The 16,342-nt window shown below is 56.0% G+C and carries 16 protein-coding genes and 1 other RNA gene; 8 read left to right on the forward strand and 9 right to left on the reverse strand.

Translation table 11 applies throughout. The features are described 5' to 3' along the window. Positions 1-4: 4 nt before the first annotated feature. Complete coding sequence (gene rppH, locus OUO13_RS08315; RefSeq protein ID WP_283173408.1) at positions 5-499, reverse strand: RNA pyrophosphohydrolase; 495 nt, start codon at positions 497-499, stop codon at positions 5-7. Positions 500-701: 202 nt separating this feature from the next. Between rppH and OUO13_RS08320 the strand changes: the two genes are divergently transcribed. Together OUO13_RS08320 and OUO13_RS08325 are read left to right on the forward strand one after the other, a co-directional pair. After that, on the forward strand, positions 702-1,358 hold the full coding sequence (locus OUO13_RS08320; protein ID WP_283173409.1) for a histidinol-phosphatase: 657 nt from the start codon (positions 702-704) through the stop codon (positions 1,356-1,358). An 11-nt stretch (positions 1,359-1,369) separates the two neighbouring features. After that, complete coding sequence (locus OUO13_RS08325; protein ID WP_283173410.1) at positions 1,370-2,701, forward strand: imelysin family protein; 1,332 nt, start codon at positions 1,370-1,372, stop codon at positions 2,699-2,701. On the opposite strand, the gene OUO13_RS08330 is transcribed toward OUO13_RS08325, so the two are convergent. Then, positions 2,676-3,890, reverse strand: a complete 1,215-nt coding sequence (locus OUO13_RS08330; protein ID WP_283173411.1) for a class I SAM-dependent rRNA methyltransferase — start codon at positions 3,888-3,890, stop codon at positions 2,676-2,678. The two genes, OUO13_RS08325 and OUO13_RS08330, sit on opposite strands and share 26 nt — an antisense overlap. Positions 3,891-4,094: 204 nt before the next feature. On the opposite strand from OUO13_RS08330, the gene OUO13_RS08335 reads away from it, so the two are divergent. Next, the gene (locus tag OUO13_RS08335; protein WP_283173412.1) at positions 4,095-4,973 is read left to right on the forward strand and encodes an HDOD domain-containing protein; all 879 of its coding nucleotides are present in this window, start codon (positions 4,095-4,097) and stop codon (positions 4,971-4,973) included. A 62-nt stretch (positions 4,974-5,035) separates the two neighbouring features. On the opposite strand, the gene OUO13_RS08340 is transcribed toward OUO13_RS08335, so the two are convergent. The 4 genes from OUO13_RS08340 to OUO13_RS08355 all read right to left on the reverse strand — a co-directional run bounded on the left by OUO13_RS08340 (position 5,036) and on the right by OUO13_RS08355 (position 9,482). Further along, on the reverse strand, positions 5,036-6,265 hold the full coding sequence (locus OUO13_RS08340; RefSeq protein ID WP_283173413.1) for a UbiH/UbiF/VisC/COQ6 family ubiquinone biosynthesis hydroxylase: 1,230 nt from the start codon (positions 6,263-6,265) through the stop codon (positions 5,036-5,038). After that, the gene (gene ubiH, locus OUO13_RS08345) at positions 6,265-7,515 is read right to left on the reverse strand and encodes a 2-octaprenyl-6-methoxyphenyl hydroxylase (protein WP_283173414.1); all 1,251 of its coding nucleotides are present in this window, start codon (positions 7,513-7,515) and stop codon (positions 6,265-6,267) included. Before ubiH ends, OUO13_RS08340 begins: the two co-directional genes overlap by 1 nt. 77 nt (positions 7,516-7,592) lie before the next feature. Further along, positions 7,593-8,909, reverse strand: a complete 1,317-nt coding sequence (pepP, locus tag OUO13_RS08350) for a Xaa-Pro aminopeptidase (protein ID WP_283173544.1) — start codon at positions 8,907-8,909, stop codon at positions 7,593-7,595. 15 nt (positions 8,910-8,924) lie between these two features. After that, positions 8,925-9,482, reverse strand: a complete 558-nt coding sequence (locus tag OUO13_RS08355; protein ID WP_283173415.1) for a UPF0149 family protein — start codon at positions 9,480-9,482, stop codon at positions 8,925-8,927. A 154-nt stretch (positions 9,483-9,636) separates the two neighbouring features. Here OUO13_RS08355 and OUO13_RS08360 point away from each other — a divergent pair, with 154 nt between their 5' ends. The 4 genes from OUO13_RS08360 (at position 9,637) to OUO13_RS08375 (ending at position 11,077) form a co-directional block, all read left to right on the forward strand. Beyond that, the gene (locus tag OUO13_RS08360) at positions 9,637-9,861 is read left to right on the forward strand and encodes a DUF904 domain-containing protein (RefSeq protein ID WP_283173416.1); all 225 of its coding nucleotides are present in this window, start codon (positions 9,637-9,639) and stop codon (positions 9,859-9,861) included. Further along, positions 9,851-10,165: a cell division protein ZapA gene (locus tag OUO13_RS08365; RefSeq protein ID WP_283173417.1), complete on the forward strand. Its 315-nt coding sequence runs from the start codon at positions 9,851-9,853 to the stop codon at positions 10,163-10,165. The genes OUO13_RS08360 and OUO13_RS08365 overlap by 11 nt, the downstream gene beginning before the upstream one ends. A 45-nt stretch (positions 10,166-10,210) precedes the next feature. Further along, positions 10,211-10,387, forward strand: a non-coding RNA gene (ssrS, locus tag OUO13_RS08370) — 6S RNA. 96 nt (positions 10,388-10,483) lie between these two features. Next, positions 10,484-11,077 carry a 5-formyltetrahydrofolate cyclo-ligase gene (locus tag OUO13_RS08375; RefSeq protein WP_283173418.1) on the forward strand — a complete coding sequence of 198 codons (594 nt, stop codon included), beginning with the start codon at positions 10,484-10,486 and terminating at the stop codon, positions 11,075-11,077. 11 nt (positions 11,078-11,088) lie between these two features. On the opposite strand, the gene OUO13_RS08380 is transcribed toward OUO13_RS08375, so the two are convergent. From OUO13_RS08380 to glnA, 3 genes are all read right to left on the reverse strand, one after another. Beyond that, the gene (locus OUO13_RS08380; RefSeq protein ID WP_283173419.1) at positions 11,089-11,214 is read right to left on the reverse strand and encodes a hypothetical protein; all 126 of its coding nucleotides are present in this window, start codon (positions 11,212-11,214) and stop codon (positions 11,089-11,091) included. A gap of 359 nt (positions 11,215-11,573) precedes the next feature. Beyond that, entirely contained in the window at positions 11,574-12,551 is a 978-nt protein-coding gene (locus tag OUO13_RS08385) for an alpha/beta hydrolase (RefSeq protein ID WP_283173420.1), read from the reverse strand. A gap of 180 nt (positions 12,552-12,731) precedes the next feature. After that, positions 12,732-14,138 (reverse strand): glutamate--ammonia ligase, encoded by a 1,407-nt coding sequence (gene glnA / locus OUO13_RS08390; RefSeq protein WP_283173421.1) that lies wholly within the window; start codon positions 14,136-14,138, stop codon positions 12,732-12,734. A 378-nt stretch (positions 14,139-14,516) separates the two neighbouring features. Between glnA and typA the strand changes: the two genes are divergently transcribed. Then, positions 14,517-16,331 (forward strand): translational GTPase TypA, encoded by a 1,815-nt coding sequence (gene typA, locus OUO13_RS08395; protein WP_283173422.1) that lies wholly within the window; start codon positions 14,517-14,519, stop codon positions 16,329-16,331. The last annotated feature ends 11 nt before the right edge of the window (positions 16,332-16,342 follow it).

Below are 16,342 nucleotides of genomic sequence, written 5' to 3' on the forward strand. Positions count from 1 at the left end.
GGCCTCAGATGTTGGATTTGCGTTGCAGACGAGCGATCTTGGGTGCCAGTTCAGTCATGGCGCGACGGTAGACGTCTCTTTTGAAGGCTACCACTTCACCGAGCGGAAACCAGTAACTGACCCAGTTCCAGCCATCAAACTCCGGTTTGGCATTGGCTGACACATTGATGCTGGAGTCTTCGCTCAGCAGTTTCAGCAAATACCATTTCTGTTTCTGGCCCACACAGACCGGATGATTGCCTTGTCTTACCATGCGCCGTGGCAAACGGTAACGCAACCAGCCGCGTGTACAGCCGAGAATCTGGACGTCACCAGCGGTCAGACCAACTTCCTCTCCCAGTTCCCGGTACAGAGCATTTTCAGGCGTTTCGCCATGCTTGATCCCTCCCTGGGGGAACTGCCAGGCATTCTGACCGATGCGACGTGCCCAGAGCACCTGGCCCTGGTCGTTGCAAAGAATGATACCGACATTCGGGCGGTAACCCTGTTCATCTATCACAATGCCATCCGGGAAAATATTACAGAGTCTGAAAAGTTGCCGATTTCCACTCAAAGGTCAAGATGGAAAGTCAAGCCAGTGCTCCGTAACGAGTTCATTTTTATCATTATTGTGCAAAGGGCGAACCCGGAATTATAAGGAAACGACCTGCGATTGGCTTTAGAATACTGTGCATTTATGTAACCGTATTCGGAGAGTTTCCGTGGCTCTGGCAATTTTTGACCTTGATCACACCCTGCTGTCCGGCGACAGCGACCATGCCTGGGGGCAATATCTGGTGGATCAGGGCCTGGTGGACGCAGAAGTCCACAAGTTCCGTAATGATCACTTCTACGAGCAGTACAAGGCCGGCACTCTGGATATCCACGAGTATCTGGCGTTTGCCCTCAAACCTCTGCTGGATTACCCACTGGAGCAGATGCTGGCCGCTCGCGAAGCTTTCCTCAATGACCGCATCCTGCCGCTGATCACCCAAAAGAGCCGCGATCTGATTGCTCGCCACAAGGAACAGGGTGACGACCTGCTGATCATCACCGCCACCAACGGTTTTGTGACCTACCCGATTGCCAGTCTGCTCGGTATCGACCAGATCATTGCCCCGCATCCGGAAGTGATCGACGGCCAGTACACCGGCAAAACCGTCGGCATTCCAAGCTTCCAGCACGGCAAGGTAACCCGTCTGAATGACTGGCTGGCCGAACACGGCAAGTCGCTGGAGGGCGCCTGGTTCTACAGTGACTCCCACAACGATCTGCCTCTGCTGCGTCTGGTTGCCAATCCGGTAGCCGTTGACCCGGATGCCACCCTGCTGGCGGAAGCCAACAGCAAGGGCTGGCCAGTGATCAGCCTGCGCGACTGAAGGAGTCACGGGTGAAGCGTCAGTTTCGACTGCATTTGCAGCAATCTTCCCGGCGTTTGCGTACCCCGCTGTCCGGTATCGCCTTGGCCAGCCTGTTGCTGGTTGGATGTGATCAGGCCAAGGACAACAAACCGCTGGAATCGGTGCCCGCGCCACGCACCCAGAGTCTGTCGACCAGCATCAACGAGCAGCTGTCGCAGTCGGCGTTTGACGCGTTTACCCATGCCGACCAGCTGGCTGACCAGCTGGTTGACGATATCCACCAGTTTCTCGATTCTCCCAATGCCACCACGCTGGAGCAGGTGCGTAACCGCTGGCGTCAGGCTTACACCGCGTTTCTGCAGGCCCGTTTTTACGGCTTTCTGCCAATCAACGATCCACCGGAATGGCAAAAACAGCAGATCGGTAACCGTGTGACCATGGCGCTGCTGGATACCTGGCCAATCGAAGGTGGTTACATCGACTATCTGGCCGATTATCCCTACAGCGGTATCGTGAACGATCTGACCCTGGAACTGACGGCGGATAATCTGATCGCCCAGCACGGTCTGTCGGATGTGTCGTCGGCCAGCCTCGGCTTCCATCCGCTGGAGTTCCTGTTGTGGGGCGAAAACGGCCAGCGCAGTGCATCTGACTACCTGCCAAACGCCAATACTGTGGCCCTGCTGGCGCCAACAACGGCCAAACCGACAGCCGCCAACAGCGATCCGGACGATAGCAACACGAATCAGGAAGAAGGCGAAGGTGGAGGTGACGACACCAGCAGCTGGGATGATCGTCCGGTGATGGTGCAAAACAATACCCGCCGCCGCGATTACCTCAATCTGGTGAGTGCGCAGATTCAGGACAACGTCCATCGTCTGGAGCGTCGTTGGGAACCGGGTAACGGTTATTACGCCACCCTTATTGGCCGCAGCAAACCGGGTCAGGCGCTGTCAGCCGGATTGATAGCCGGTCAACGTCTGTTAAACGACGAGCTGATCAACAAACGTCTGGTGCTGGCCAGCAGTGAATTCAGCCAGACCAGTCGGGACGATCTGAAAGCTCTGGTGGAAGGTCTGGAAAGCTGGATCAACAGCGGCATCCTGCGTGAACTGCCGGGTGATACCAGCAGCCTGCAGCGCGACTGGCAGGAAGGCTTCCGTGATTATTACAGCAGCCTTGAGCAAGCAGGCTCCAGCGCCCATCCGGGTGATGAAGACAGCTTCAGTGATGAGGAAAACCAGAGTGGCCAACAGATCACGCCAATCAAGAGCGCGCGTCATCTGCTGGCCCTGTTGCGACGCACCGCCAGCCAGGCCGGTGTGTCATTGACCGTTAGCGGGTCGGCAACACACGGCTGAACACCGCCTTCAGGTAACGGGTTTCCGGAATCGCCGGAACCACCGGGTGGTCAGCCCCCTGACTGCCGACATGCTGGATCAGCACATCACGGTCGAGTTCACGGCCAATGGTGCGCAGCATGTCGGGCAGACGGTCATCGCCCAGATGCATGGAGCAGGAACCACTCACCAGCAGACCATCGCGGTTCAGCAAACGCATGGCTTGCTGGTTCAGACGGTAATAAGCCTGTTCACCGGCCTTGATGTCCTTGCGACGCGGAATAAACGCCGGTGGATCAACCACCACCACGTCAAAACGCTCGCCGTTTTCGCGCAGCTGACGCAGCACTTCAAAGGCATCCCCTTCCCAGCAGTGCAGACGCTCTTCCACACCATTGAGGGCGGCGTTCTGTTCAACCCAATCCAGCGCCTGTGCCGAAGCATCCACGCAGTGAACTTCCGATGCGCCATGACGAGCCGCCTGCACACCCCAGCCACCCACGTAGCTGAACACATCGAGAACACGTTTGCCTTTGACCAGCCGGTTCAGCACCGCACGGTTTTCACGGTGGTCGTAGAACCAGCCGGTTTTCTGACCGTCGATAACCGGCGCCATAAAGCGGGTATCGTTTTCGATCAGCGGCGCACAGTTGTCTTCCAGAGCCCCTTGTACCACTTCCACGTATTCCGGCAGACCCTCAACCGCACGTAACTTGCCATCGTTCTTGAGGACGATACAACGTGGGCTGGCCACCTTGTTCACCGCATCCACCACCGCCTGACGCAGGTTTTCCATCGCCACGCTGGAAATCTGGATCACCACCACATCACCAAAACGATCAATCACCAGACCCGGCAGACCATCACTGTCGCCGTAGACCCAACGGTAACACCCGTTGCTGTACCAGAGTTCACGGCTGCTCATGGCGACTTTCAGGCGGTGCACCAGCAGGGAAGCATCCAGCTGCTGACTGCTATCGCGGCTGATCAGACGGGCACAGATCAGTTGCTCCGGGCTCACCACGGCGGTGCCCAGTGCCTTGCCGTTGGCAGCCTCCACGACCACCTGGCTACCGGCCTGCATACCACGCAGCGGGGTGGCAGCAATATCAACTTCGTTACTGTAGATCCACAGGTGGCCGCCTTTCAGACGACGCTCGGCCTTGGGATTCAGGCGCAGGGTGGCAACAGGGGATGCGGAACTTGTCATGAAAACCTCGCTACCGGACACCAGGCGGTGATCGGCAAATGGTCGGTGAGCAGAAATGGGCCAGACTGGCCGGGCGGGCATTATACGCATCCCAACCAGCGCCAGCATCTCGCACCGGTCTTTTGTAGCAAATCACGATGGCACCCCAACGACTCACCCAAATCAGCCTAAGCTCACTACAGATTACTCTGCAGGTGGTGCGTCATGTCATCAAAGGACCTAAGTGAAGAACAAATTCAGCGCATTCTTCAAGGAATAAGGATTCCTCCCCAACCCCAGATTCTGGTCGACCTGCAAATGGAGCAAGTGATGCCAGATCCGGATATCAATAGGATCGCCAAACTGATCAAGCAGGATGTTGGCCTCGCCGGCACCATTCTGAAAGTTGTTAACTCACCGTTTTTCGGTTTGCGCAGCCGGATTGCTTCAATCAACCAGGCCGTAAACCTGATGGGCGTTAACAGCGTTATCAACATCATTAATGGCCTATCCATCAAGAGCCAGATGAGCGACGAAACCATCGTCAGCATGAACCGCTTCTGGGACACCACCAACGATATTGCCCAGGTATCAATGCAGATCGCCCGTCAGGTGGGATATCCCAATGCGGATATTGCCTATCTGCTGGGGCTGTTCCACAACTGCGGTATTCCGCTGCTGATGTGTCGATTCGATGGGTATCTGAAAGTGGTGGAACGTTCGTATGCCGATCCCGGCAGCCGGGTGGTGGATGTCGAAAACCGCGAGCTGAACACCAACCACGCGGTGATTGGTTATTACACCGCCAAGTCCTGGAATCTACCCAAGGTGTTGTGTGATGTGATTGCCGAACACCACAGCGCCTGCCGTTATTTCTGCGCCAACAATACCCAGGACAGTGAGATCAAGACATTAATGGCGATCCTCAAGATTGCCGAACACATCTGCGGCAATTTCCGGATTCTGGGCAAACAGGCTGAAGATCTGGAGTGGCAGGCGATTGGTACCGAGGTGTTGACCTATCTGGGGCTGGGCGAATACGACCTCGAACAGATGGAGGCCAACTTTGCCGAAATGGGGATTGGCTACTGCAACTACCGTTAGCTCTGACCCGGCAGGCGGGTCTTGTCCAAACGCCGAGCCGATACGAACAAAAGACGAGGGGCTTACAGCCCCATCGCCTTCATCATGGCGTGTTGCTTGAGAGGCAACAGACGGTCAAACCGGCGCATCCCTTCGTTACGTAACAACCGCACCCACGGCTGTTGCGATTCAAACAAACGCTTGAAGCCCTCCATCGCTGCCATGGTGGCCAGGTTGTCACCTTCACGACGACGCTGATAACGCCCCAGCGCCGCCGCACTACCCGGTGCCAGACCACGCTGAAAGGCACGGGTCAGCTCTTCTGCCAGCACTTCCACATCCTTGAAGCCGAGGTTAACCCCCTGACCAGCCAGTGGGTGAATGGTATGAGCAGCATCACCGGCCAGCACAATGCCATTGCTCCAGTAACAGCGGGCATGACGCTGACGCAGCGGGAACAGGGCACGCCGGGAAATCCCGACCACTTTGCCAAGACGATATTCAAACGCTTTCGACAGCTCTGCCAGAAAGGTCTCGTCATCCAGCGCCATCAGGCTGGCCGCATCGTCATGACCAATCGACCAGACAATTGACGCCAGCTTCGGGTTGGTCGGCATCGGCAGAAACGCCAGCGGTCCGGATGGCAGAAAACGCTGCCAGGCGGTTTGTTGCAGCGACTGTTCACACTCAATGGTGGCCACAATCGCGGAATGACCGTAATCCCACTCGCGGGTTGGCAGGCCAGCCCAGGCACGAATACGGGAGTGGGCACCATCAGCGCCCACCAGCAAACGGGTATGCAGCTCTTCACCGGTTTCCAGCAACACACTGGTCACACCATTGGCATCGGTCGAACCAATCGAACGCACCGCCGAGGTCACCACCTGCAGAGATTCACACGCCTTTAACTGCTGCCACAAGGCCGCCAGTGCCAGCCGGTTCTCAACGATATGACCCAGTGCCGGAACGTGCAGGTCAGCGGCATCAAACTGCACCGCTCCAGTACCTTCCGCATCCCAGACTTTCATACTGCGATACGGCTGCAGACGCGGAATGGCCGACCACGCGTCCAGACGCTCAAACAGACGACGGCTCTGGTCGGTCAGGGCACTGACGCGCAGGTCGAAATCATCCAGCCCGTCCTGTTCACAAGCCAGTGCTGGCTCACGCAGCAGTGCCGGATCCACCAGCGCCAGGCGAATACCGGGATTATCCTTCAGCAATGCCAGCGACAGCGCCTGCCCCACCAGGCCTGCACCCACCACCAGCACATCCAGCAGAGCCGGAACGGCCACTTCAGAAGTCGGGTTCATCAGGAGTCTCCGTAATCAAGACGGGCAGCACGATGGCCAAGGCCCATGGCGTGACGTGCCAGCAACCGACGGGCAACCGGAGCGGCCGACAACGCCAGCAGCCCAGCATCACGGGCAAACGCCACCAGCGTGCCCGGATGGGCAAATACCCGTGGCAACCAGTCACTGGCCAGAATGGTATTACGCTGGTCCTGTTGTTGCTGACGGGCATAAGCCTGCAACATGGTCAGATCACCAGGGTCGCCACGTTGTTGCCAGCATTGCAGCAGGTATTCTGCCAGCACTGCGGTATCACGCAGGGCGAGGTTAAAACCCTGGCCTGCAACCGGATGCAAACTGTGGGCGGCATTACCGAGCAACACCAGCGCACGACGCACCTGTTCCTGACTGCGCACCAGCGCCAGCGGATAGGTAGCGCGCTCACCAATGGCGAGAATATTGCCAACCTTCCAGCCAATAATGGCCTGCAGACGCTCAATCAGAACGCTGTCAGGCTGCGCCATCACCTCGGCAATCGCCTCGGCCGGAATGGTCCAGACCACGGCAAAGCTGCGCTCCTGCAATGGCAGGAACGCCACCGGGCCGGTGTCGTTAAAACGTTCATAGGCCCAATGGCCATGTGGACGGTCAGTCTGCACCTGGGTAACCAGAGCAACACTGTCGTAGTCTTCACGGTCATGGCGAATGCCCAGGCGGGCGGCGATACCGGAACGAGCACCATCGGCCAGCACCAGCAAGCGGGTATCCAGCTGTTCGCCGTTATCGAGCGTCAGGCTGGCACCGTCAGCGGTCATCTGTACATTGGTGACGCTGGTCTGGTCGAGCAGGGTCAGGCCCGGCAGCTCACGAATGTCTTTTAACAGGGCATGGCCCAGCACAGTGTTTTCAACGATATAACCCAGCGCTTCGGCGTTCTGTTCGTGCGCGTGCAGGTGCGTCTGGCCAAAGCGGCCACGATCAGAAACCTGGATATGCTCAATGGCGCAGGCACGACCGGCAACCGCTTGCCAGCAGCCCATCTGTTCCAGCAGCAGGCGTGTTCCCCACGACAAGGCAGTGGCACGACCATCAAAACTCGGGGGGCGTTGTAATACATCGGCATCGGCACGGATCTGCTGGCGATCCAGCAAAACAACCCGCATCCCATCGCGCATGGCAGGCGCCAGCAGATGGGCCAGGCTGGCACCGGTCATACCGGCACCGGCGATCACAAGATCGGCCTGGCGGTGTGTCAGGGAGGTGTCTGTCATCGGATTCCCGAACCCAAACTTCAATCAGAAAACGGACGACAGATTACCGCAAGAATAATCTGTCGCGGTGACCCGCGTCAGTGTGACGCCATCAGAGCTTCAATATCGGCGATTTCTTTTGGCACACCGGACGTCAGAATCTCACAGCCGTCAGCGGTGACCACCACATCGTCCTCGATACGAATACCGATACCACGCCAGCAGGCGTCAACGGTGGTGTCATCCGGAGCGACGTAGAGGCCCGGCTCAACGGTCAGCACCATACCCGGCTCCAGCAGACGCGACTGGCCATCAACGCGGTATTCACCCACATCGTGAACATCCATGCCCAGCCAGTGGCCGGTCTTGTGCATGTAGAAACGACGGAATTCCTGGTTTTCGATGTTCTCGTCGACACCACCACAGAGCAGCCCCAGATCAATCAGACCAGCGACCAGCACCCGCACCGCGGCATCGTGTGGATCAGCCCAGTTATTACCGGCTTTTACCGCCGCGATAGCAGCATGCTGGGCGTTCAGCACCAGCTGGTACAGTTTGGCCTGTGGCTCGCTGAAACGACCGTTGGCCGGGAAGGTACGGGTAATGTCAGAGGCGTAATAATCCAGCTCACATCCAGCGTCGATCAGGATCAGATCACCATCGGCAATCACGGCATCGTTACGGGTATAGTGCAGGATGCAGGCGTTTTCACCAGTACCCACAATCGACGGATAGGCCGGCCAGCGGCTGCCAGCCGCCATAAAGGTACGCATGATTTCAGCTTCGAGCTGATATTCGTACATGCCCGGCTTGACCATCTGCATGGCACGCACGTGGGCATCAGCACTGATTTCACCGGCACGGCGCATCACATCCACTTCGGCTGCCGACTTGAACAGACGCATTTCGTGCAGCAGGTGATCGAGGTTGCTGAACTCACGCGGAGGACGTGAGCCGTTACGCACCTGAGCCTTGATATGATTGATCCAGCTCCACAGCTGACGATCAAAATCCGGGCTCACACCCAGATTGGTGTACACCTTGTCCTTGCCTTCGAGCAGGCCCGGCAGAATGTCGTCAATATCGGCGATCGGGAAAGCATCGTCTACACCCAGCACATCCGGTGCCGCCTCCGGACCCACCCGACGGCCAGTCCAGATTTCCTGCTCCTTGATTTTTTCCTGACAGAACAGCACATATTCACCGTGTTCACGGCCCGGAATCAGCACCAGCACCGCGTGTTCTTCGGCAAAACCGGTCAGGTAATAGAAGTCGCTGTCCTGACGGTACGGGTGCTCCACATCGCGGTTGCGAATAGTGACCGGTGCCGACGGCACAATGGCAATACTGTTAGGTGCCATCTGCGCCATCAGACGCTGACGACGGCGTGGATATTCACGAGCATCCAGTTTCATCACAGGGACTCCTGATCAGTGCAGGGTAGCGGGAGACGGTTGGCTGTCTCGACGATTCATGTGGTAGAACACGGTGAGGGCAGCAACCCGCGCATGTTCAGCCAGATCGAGGTACAGGCTTTCATTATCAGGATCGTTGACGTCATCAACTTCGGCCTGGGAAAACGCGTCCAGGTCACGCAGGACCTCAACCACGTCATCCGGCAGTTTGCCAACAGCACGGCCAGACGCACCAAAACCGTCGAGGAACCCCTTGCTCCATTCGGCCAGACACTCAACCTGTTCGGGAATGTCAGCATCTTCATCGGCAGGCAGCAGCGGCGCAAACGCCATTTCTTCAGCGCTGATGGTGGTCAGAACCCAGCCGTAAAAGGCAACCAGCAGGTCACGCATCGGACCTTCTGCGTCATTTTCCAGTTCCAGGTAGTCACGGGCCTCAATCAGCCAGGTCTCCTTGTCGAGACGAGCACCACTGGCCAGATAACCACTGAGCCAGCCATGCAGCGCGGATGGCGACTGGTAACAACGCGCTTCCAGCCAGGCATCTGCGGTTGAAGCAAAATCTATTTTCATAACAACCCCGAACTTTACCAATGCACTATTCTAACACTGGCCAGCGCTTGCTGGCGCGTTGCATTCACTGCCGACCTGTATTGACGCGGTAACGTTGACCTGCTTGCAAGCCGCCACTTATAGTAGCCGCTCCTTGTTTGCTTCTGGACCTTGGATGGCCAACATGCCGGGCAATACTATCGACAGCCTCCAGCAACGCATTCTGAAGATGCTAACCCTTCACGAAGAGCTGATGCAGGAGAACCGCCGGATGCGGGCCGCAGAGTCAGCCTGGCAGGCCGAACGCATACGGCTTCTCAAACAAAATGAAGAAGCACGTCTGAAGGTCAACGAAATGATACAACGACTGCAAACCCTGGAGCGCAACTGTGGGCAATGATTCTCGCACCCTGTCACTGAACATTATGGAACGTGATTATCGGGTGAACTGTCCCGAAGGTGCCGAGCAGAAACTGCGCGATGCCGCGCGCTTTCTCGATCAGAAAATGTCTGAAATCCGCGATGCCAGTGCCGGTTCCGGCAAGGTGCCTGGTATCGACCGCATTGCTGTGATTGCGGCACTCAACATCAGCCACCAGTTGCTGGAAGTGCAAGCACTGCTGCACGAACAGGATGCCGCCATTGAGCGCCTGACCCTGATGCTCGACGAAACCCTGCAGAAGACCCCTTCGCCAGACCTCTGATTGCAAGGATTGCCAACCGACGGGGGAACTCTGATATACTGGCAACACTCCCTGCTGCATTTGCCAGTCGATAAAGACCTCGAGCCGATGTTATATACCCAGGAGGGTTCCTACGTTGTTGTGCGCATGTCCACTTCCGGAAAGCCTTATACCGCGTATAGCCCGCCACCTTGAACCATTGGGTTCAAGGGCTTTCTCCGATAGCGGTGCAGCGGGGCTCCGCTTCTCTTCCTGCTTCGTTAATCCCGTCCCTGGCTCCAAACCTGACCGGAATCCCCCAGCCGCAGTCCGTTCAGGGACCCTGACAAGGTGTTTTTCATGGACAAAGCCAGTCTGCGTCGCGAAATGCGTCGTCGCCGTCGTGCAGTATCCCGTTCCGAAAGTCGTCAGGCCGGTATCCGGCTTGCCAGCAGCCTGCACAGCAATCCTGCGTTCTGCCGCTCGCCGCGTGTTGCCGTTTACCTGCGCAACGATGGCGAAATTGATACCAGCCATCTGATACAGCGTCTGCGCCAGCGTGGTGTAGAAGTCTTCCTACCGGTATTGCATCCGCTCAAGAAGGGGCATTTGGCGTTTATCCGTTATGACAACAACACACCAATGCGGCGTAACTGTTACGGCATTTCTGAGCCCGATTTCCGTTACGGTCAGAAGGTGCCTGCACGCTTTTTAAGCACGATTTGTCTGCCACTGGTAGCGTTTGATGAATCCGGTAACCGGATTGGCATGGGGGGGGGCTATTACGATCGCACACTGGCGTTCTGTCGCCGTCCTGGTGTCCGGCCACGCCTGATTGGCTGTGCTTATGAATTTCAGAAGTTGCCGGCATTACCGGCTGATGGCTGGGACATTCCCTTGTCCGCGATTGCTACCAACGTACGTTTGCGAACCGTTCGTAACAACCCTGACTGAGCAAATCCAGCTCAGCGAATCGTATGTTCAGAGACCAGCAGGGTCGGCTTCTGGGTGTTGTCTACCGTCATACCGGTTACAGCAGCACCCAGCAAAATAATCATTCCCAGAAACACCAGTAAATCCGGTTTTTTCATCAGCGACTCCCCACGCGTACTCTGAACAAAAGGTTAAATACAAAAACAGGACGGGCTTTACCAACATCCGCGTCAGACCAAGCAATAAATTGGCCAGTATCAATCAGATTTATGACGGCGAGATGACTAGCAATATTGGGCACAACAAAATACTCACGAAATCTTACGAAGCAGCTGACGAGGGTCAATACAGGATTAATTCACGACTGTTTTCTGGTCCATTTTGCTACACAAGGCGCGTGATGGAGCGGAAATCGAGCAAGTTGTGGCGGCAATTGAAGACAGGATTTTCGCATCCAGGTTCCACGTGCACCAGAATATTTCAGAAATATTTACGATGCCCTTACACAAGGCATTGTTCAGGCCGATTTCGGCAGATTGTCATCCAGCCAAACCTGCAGCCATTGCCATAATTGTTCACGTCGATGGGCGGTTTCGTTGACCAGATGATGATGACCTCCACTCAGGTTATGAATCTGAATTTGAGGAAACAAACGCTGATAGACTGGCAGGTTATAACGAAAATCGACCGTCTGGTCGGCATCCCCCTGCACCAGGGTTAACGGAAACGGCAGCGGAGACTGTTGCTCGACCCAGCCCATCCACTGCTTCATGGCCGTCACCCAGGCCACACTCAGATAATGCGACTGCAGCGGATCATCCTCGGCCAAAAAGCGTGAGAACTCGGGGTTGTTTCCCCCACGCGAAAACTGCCGTTTCAAACGGGTCAGCACTGGACTGAGCAGCCGATGCAACAAGCGGCCATGACTCCAGCCAGCAGGCCGTAACAGCGGCGCCAGCAACAGCATCGCCAATGGTGCATCCACACCCGCCTGCAAACGGGCATGTAACAACCAGCTGGCCAGAATCGCCCCCCCCGTACTCTGGCCGATCGCCAGCCAGTGGCCCGGCAGCTGTGTTTGCGCCTGTCGGAACAACTGCGCCGTAATCGCCACATATTCATCAAAACTGCCAATGGTCGCCTGCGCCCCGTCCGACAGCCCATGTCCCGGCAAATCGAAGGTCAGGACGTTCAACCCCAGCTGCAAACAGCGGCGGATCAACGGCCCATACAAACCACTGTGGTCGTAGTAACCATGCACCACCAGCACCGAACCACGCGGGTTCTGCGCCGCCCAGAACTGGGTATACAGACGATAACCACCCAATTCACTCCAGCCAGCCTGATGAGCGCCACAGACAGCTTCCGGCAAACCATAAAACTGCCGATAAGCCGCCAGATCCGCAAAGTCGGAGGCCTTCAGGCTCCAGTCAAACTCGGTGAGGGCAGCACGCAGGGATACCGCACTCCAGCGGCGAGAATTCAAGGTTGGCATCAGCAGTCCTGTTGACGAAAACAACGGCGGTCATGCTGGCACAAGGCAGGAAATCGATAAAGCGGCAGCACGACTTCTGGGCACAGACGAAGCGAGTGGAGACAGGAAGACAAATCCAGCGCAATAAAAAAGGGCTGCCGAAGCAGCCCCTTTGCACGATTACGTATGCGTAACGCCGTATTACACGGAGTAGTACATATCGTATTCAACCGGGTGAGTGGTGTGCTCAACGCGGTAAACTTCTTCCATCTTCAGATCGATGTAAGCTTCGATCATGTCCTTGCTGAATACGCCGCCAGCCAGCAGGTATTCGTGGTCAGCTTTCAGGCTGTCCATCGCTTCACGCAGGGAACCACATACTTGTGGGATCAGAGCGGCTTCTTCTGGCTCCAGATCGTACAGGTCCTTGTCAGCGGCATCGCCAGGGTGGATCTTGTTCTTAACGCCGTCCAGACCAGCCATCAGCAGAGCTGCGAAAGCCAGGTATGGGTTAGCGATTGGATCCGGGAAGCGAGCTTCGATACGCTTGCCTTTTGGAGAAGACACGTAAGGAATACGGATAGAAGCAGAACGGTTACGGGCAGAGTAAGCCAGCATTACCGGGGCTTCGAAACCAGGGATCAGACGCTTGTAAGAGTTGGTACCTGGGTTGGTGAAAGCGTTCAGAGACTTGGCGTGCTTGATGATACCGCCGATGTAGTACAGAGCGGTTTCAGACAGGCCAGCGTAGCCGTCACCAGCGAACTGGTTAACGCCGTCTTTCCAGTAAGACATGTGAACGTGCATACCAGAGCCGTTGTCGCCACAGATTGGCTTAGGCATGAAGGTAGCAGTCTTGCCGTAGGCAGCAGCAACGTTATGAATAACGTATTTCAGCATCTGCACTTCGTCAGCTTTCTTGACCAGAGTGTTGAACTTAACGCCGATTTCGTTCTGGCCAGCGTTAGCAACTTCGTGGTGGTGAACTTCTACGTCCAGACCGATGGCTTCCAGCTGGTTACACATTTCAGCACGGATGTCGTGGTGAGAATCCACTGGTGGTACTGGGAAGTAACCGCCTTTAACGCGTGGACGGTGACCCAGGTTGCCGCCTTCCATCACGGTTTCGGTGTTCCAGGCAGCTTCTGAAGAGTTGATCTTGCAGAAAGAGCCGGACATGTCGGCGCCCCAGCGAACGTCGTCGAACATGAAGAATTCTGGTTCAGGACCGAAGAAAGCGGTATCACCCAGACCAGTAGACTTCAGGTATTCTTCAGCGCGCCGAGCAACGGAACGTGGGTCACGATCGTAACCTTGCATGGTAGCAGGCTCGATAACGTCACAGCGCAGAACCAGAGTCGTGTCTTGAGGGAACGGATCGATGAACGAAGTGGTGTCATCCGGCTTCAGAATCATGTCGGATTCGTTGATGCCTTTCCAGCCAGCGATGGAAGAGCCATCGAACATCTGACCATTTTCGAAGAAGTCTTCGTCTACATAGCGAGCAGGGATAGTAACGTGCTGTTCTTTGCCCTTGAAATCGGTAAAGCGCAGATCAACCCACTTTACATCGTTTTCTTTGATCAAATTCAGAGTGTTCTCTGACATTTTCTTGTCTCCAGATGCTGGTTCATATCCGATAATGGGGTTCTGCCCCGGCTTACCATGCCCGAAATAAGAGCAAATCGCGTGCCAGCATGCAAGCGCCGGAAAGGCGCATGAATACTGGGATGATGCGGGCACACACTTCCACAAACGCACCAATATTGGGCATATAGGAGTCTGAAGCACTAAAATGGTGCCGTTAGCATCCACCAATCGGGGTCGCTTAAAAAGCGTGCCCATTATAGGTTCATCCCACTTCCGGCCGATAGTGACAAGCACAAAAATGGCGCTGGAATATCTTTTTAATTTGACATGCAGCAGCCGGACGAACTCTGTATAATCGCGCGTCGTTTTGTACAAACTTTAACCAAGGCTACTCTTGTGATCGACAATCTACGTAACATCGCCATCATCGCGCACGTTGACCATGGCAAAACCACCCTGGTTGACAAGCTGCTCGAGCAATCCGGCACGCTGGATCGCCGCGACCAGGGCGGCGAACGGGTCATGGACTCCAACGACCAGGAAAAAGAGCGTGGTATTACCATTCTGGCGAAAAACACCGCCATCAAATGGAACGACTACCGCATCAACATCGTGGATACCCCAGGACACGCTGACTTCGGTGGTGAAGTAGAACGCGTTATGTCCATGGTGGACTCCGTGTGTCTGCTGGTAGACGCCGTTGACGGCCCAATGCCACAGACCCGTTTCGTAACCCAGAAAGCGTTCCAGCGCGGTCTGCGTCCGATTGTTGTTATCAACAAGATTGACCGTCCAGGCGCTCGTCCTGACTGGGTAATGGACGAGATCTTCGATCTGTTCGACCGTCTGGGTGCTACTGAAGAACAGCTGGACTTCCCGGTTGTATACGCTTCTGCACTGAACGGTATCGCTGGTCTGGATCCGGACAACATGGCTGACGACATGAGCCCGCTGTTCCAGATGATCATCGACCACGTACAACCACCAGCGGTTGACGTTGATGGTCCATTCCAGATGCAAATCTCCGCTCTGGACTACGACAGCTTCGTAGGTGTTATCGGTGTTGGCCGTATCACCCGTGGCAAACTGAAAGCCGGTACTGACGTTCAGATCATCGATCGTGAAGGCAAGACCCGTAAAGGTCGTGTACTGGAAGTAAAAGGTTTCCACGGTCTGAACCGTGTACCGGTTGAAGAATCCAGCGCTGGCGACATCGTGTGTATCTCCGGTATCGAAGGCCTGAAGATCTCCGACACCCTGTGCGCCATGGGTGCTGTTGAAGCCCTGCCACCACTGTCGGTAGACGAACCAACTGTATCCATGACCTTCCAGGTGAACGACTCTCCGTTCGCTGGCCGCGAAGGCAAGTACGTCACCAGCCGTAACATCAAGGATCGTCTGGAAAAAGAACTGATCCACAACGTGGCACTGCGTGTTGAGCCAGGCGACAGCCCGGAAAAATTCAAGGTGTCTGGTCGTGGTGAGCTGCACCTGTCCGTTCTGATCGAATCCATGCGTCGCGAAGGCTTCGAAATGGCGATCGGCAAGCCTGAAGTGGTTCAGAAAGTCGTTGATGGCGAACTGATGGAACCGTACGAACAGGTTGTTATCGACGTTGAAGAACAGCACCAGGGTTCCATCATGGAAGAGATGGGTAACCGTCGCGCCGAGATGACCAACATGGTTCCGGATGGCAAAGGCCGTGTACGTCTGGAGTTCATGGCTCCGGCTCGTGGTCTGATCGGTTTCCGTGGCCTGTTCCTGACCCTGACCTCCGGTTCCGGCATCCTGACCAACGTATTCGACCACTACGGTCCAATCCAGAGCAGCCTGGGCTCCACTCGCCACAACGGCGTACTGGTTTCCATGGTAGCGGGCAAGATCCTGGGCTACGCCCTGTTCACCCTGCAGGAACGCGGTCGTCTGTTCGTATCTCCAGGTGCTGAAGTATACGAAGGCATGATCGTTGGTCTGCACAGCCGCGATAACGACCTGGTGGTTAACCCTACCAAGGCCAAGCAGCTGACCAACGTACGTGCTTCCGGTACTGACGAAGCCATCGTTCTGACTCCACCAGTGAAACACACTCTGGAACAGGCGCTGGAATTCATCGAAGACGACGAACTGGTTGAAGTAACTCCAACCAGCATCCGTCTGCGCAAGAAACTGTTGACTGAAAACGAGCGTAAGCGCTCCAACAAGAAGTCCTGATTTCTGCCGGG

Origin of the sequence: Parathalassolituus penaei (assembly GCF_026626885.1) — a bacterium.
In the GTDB taxonomy this organism is placed as follows: Bacteria; Pseudomonadota; Gammaproteobacteria; order Pseudomonadales; family Oceanobacteraceae; genus Oceanobacter; species Oceanobacter penaei.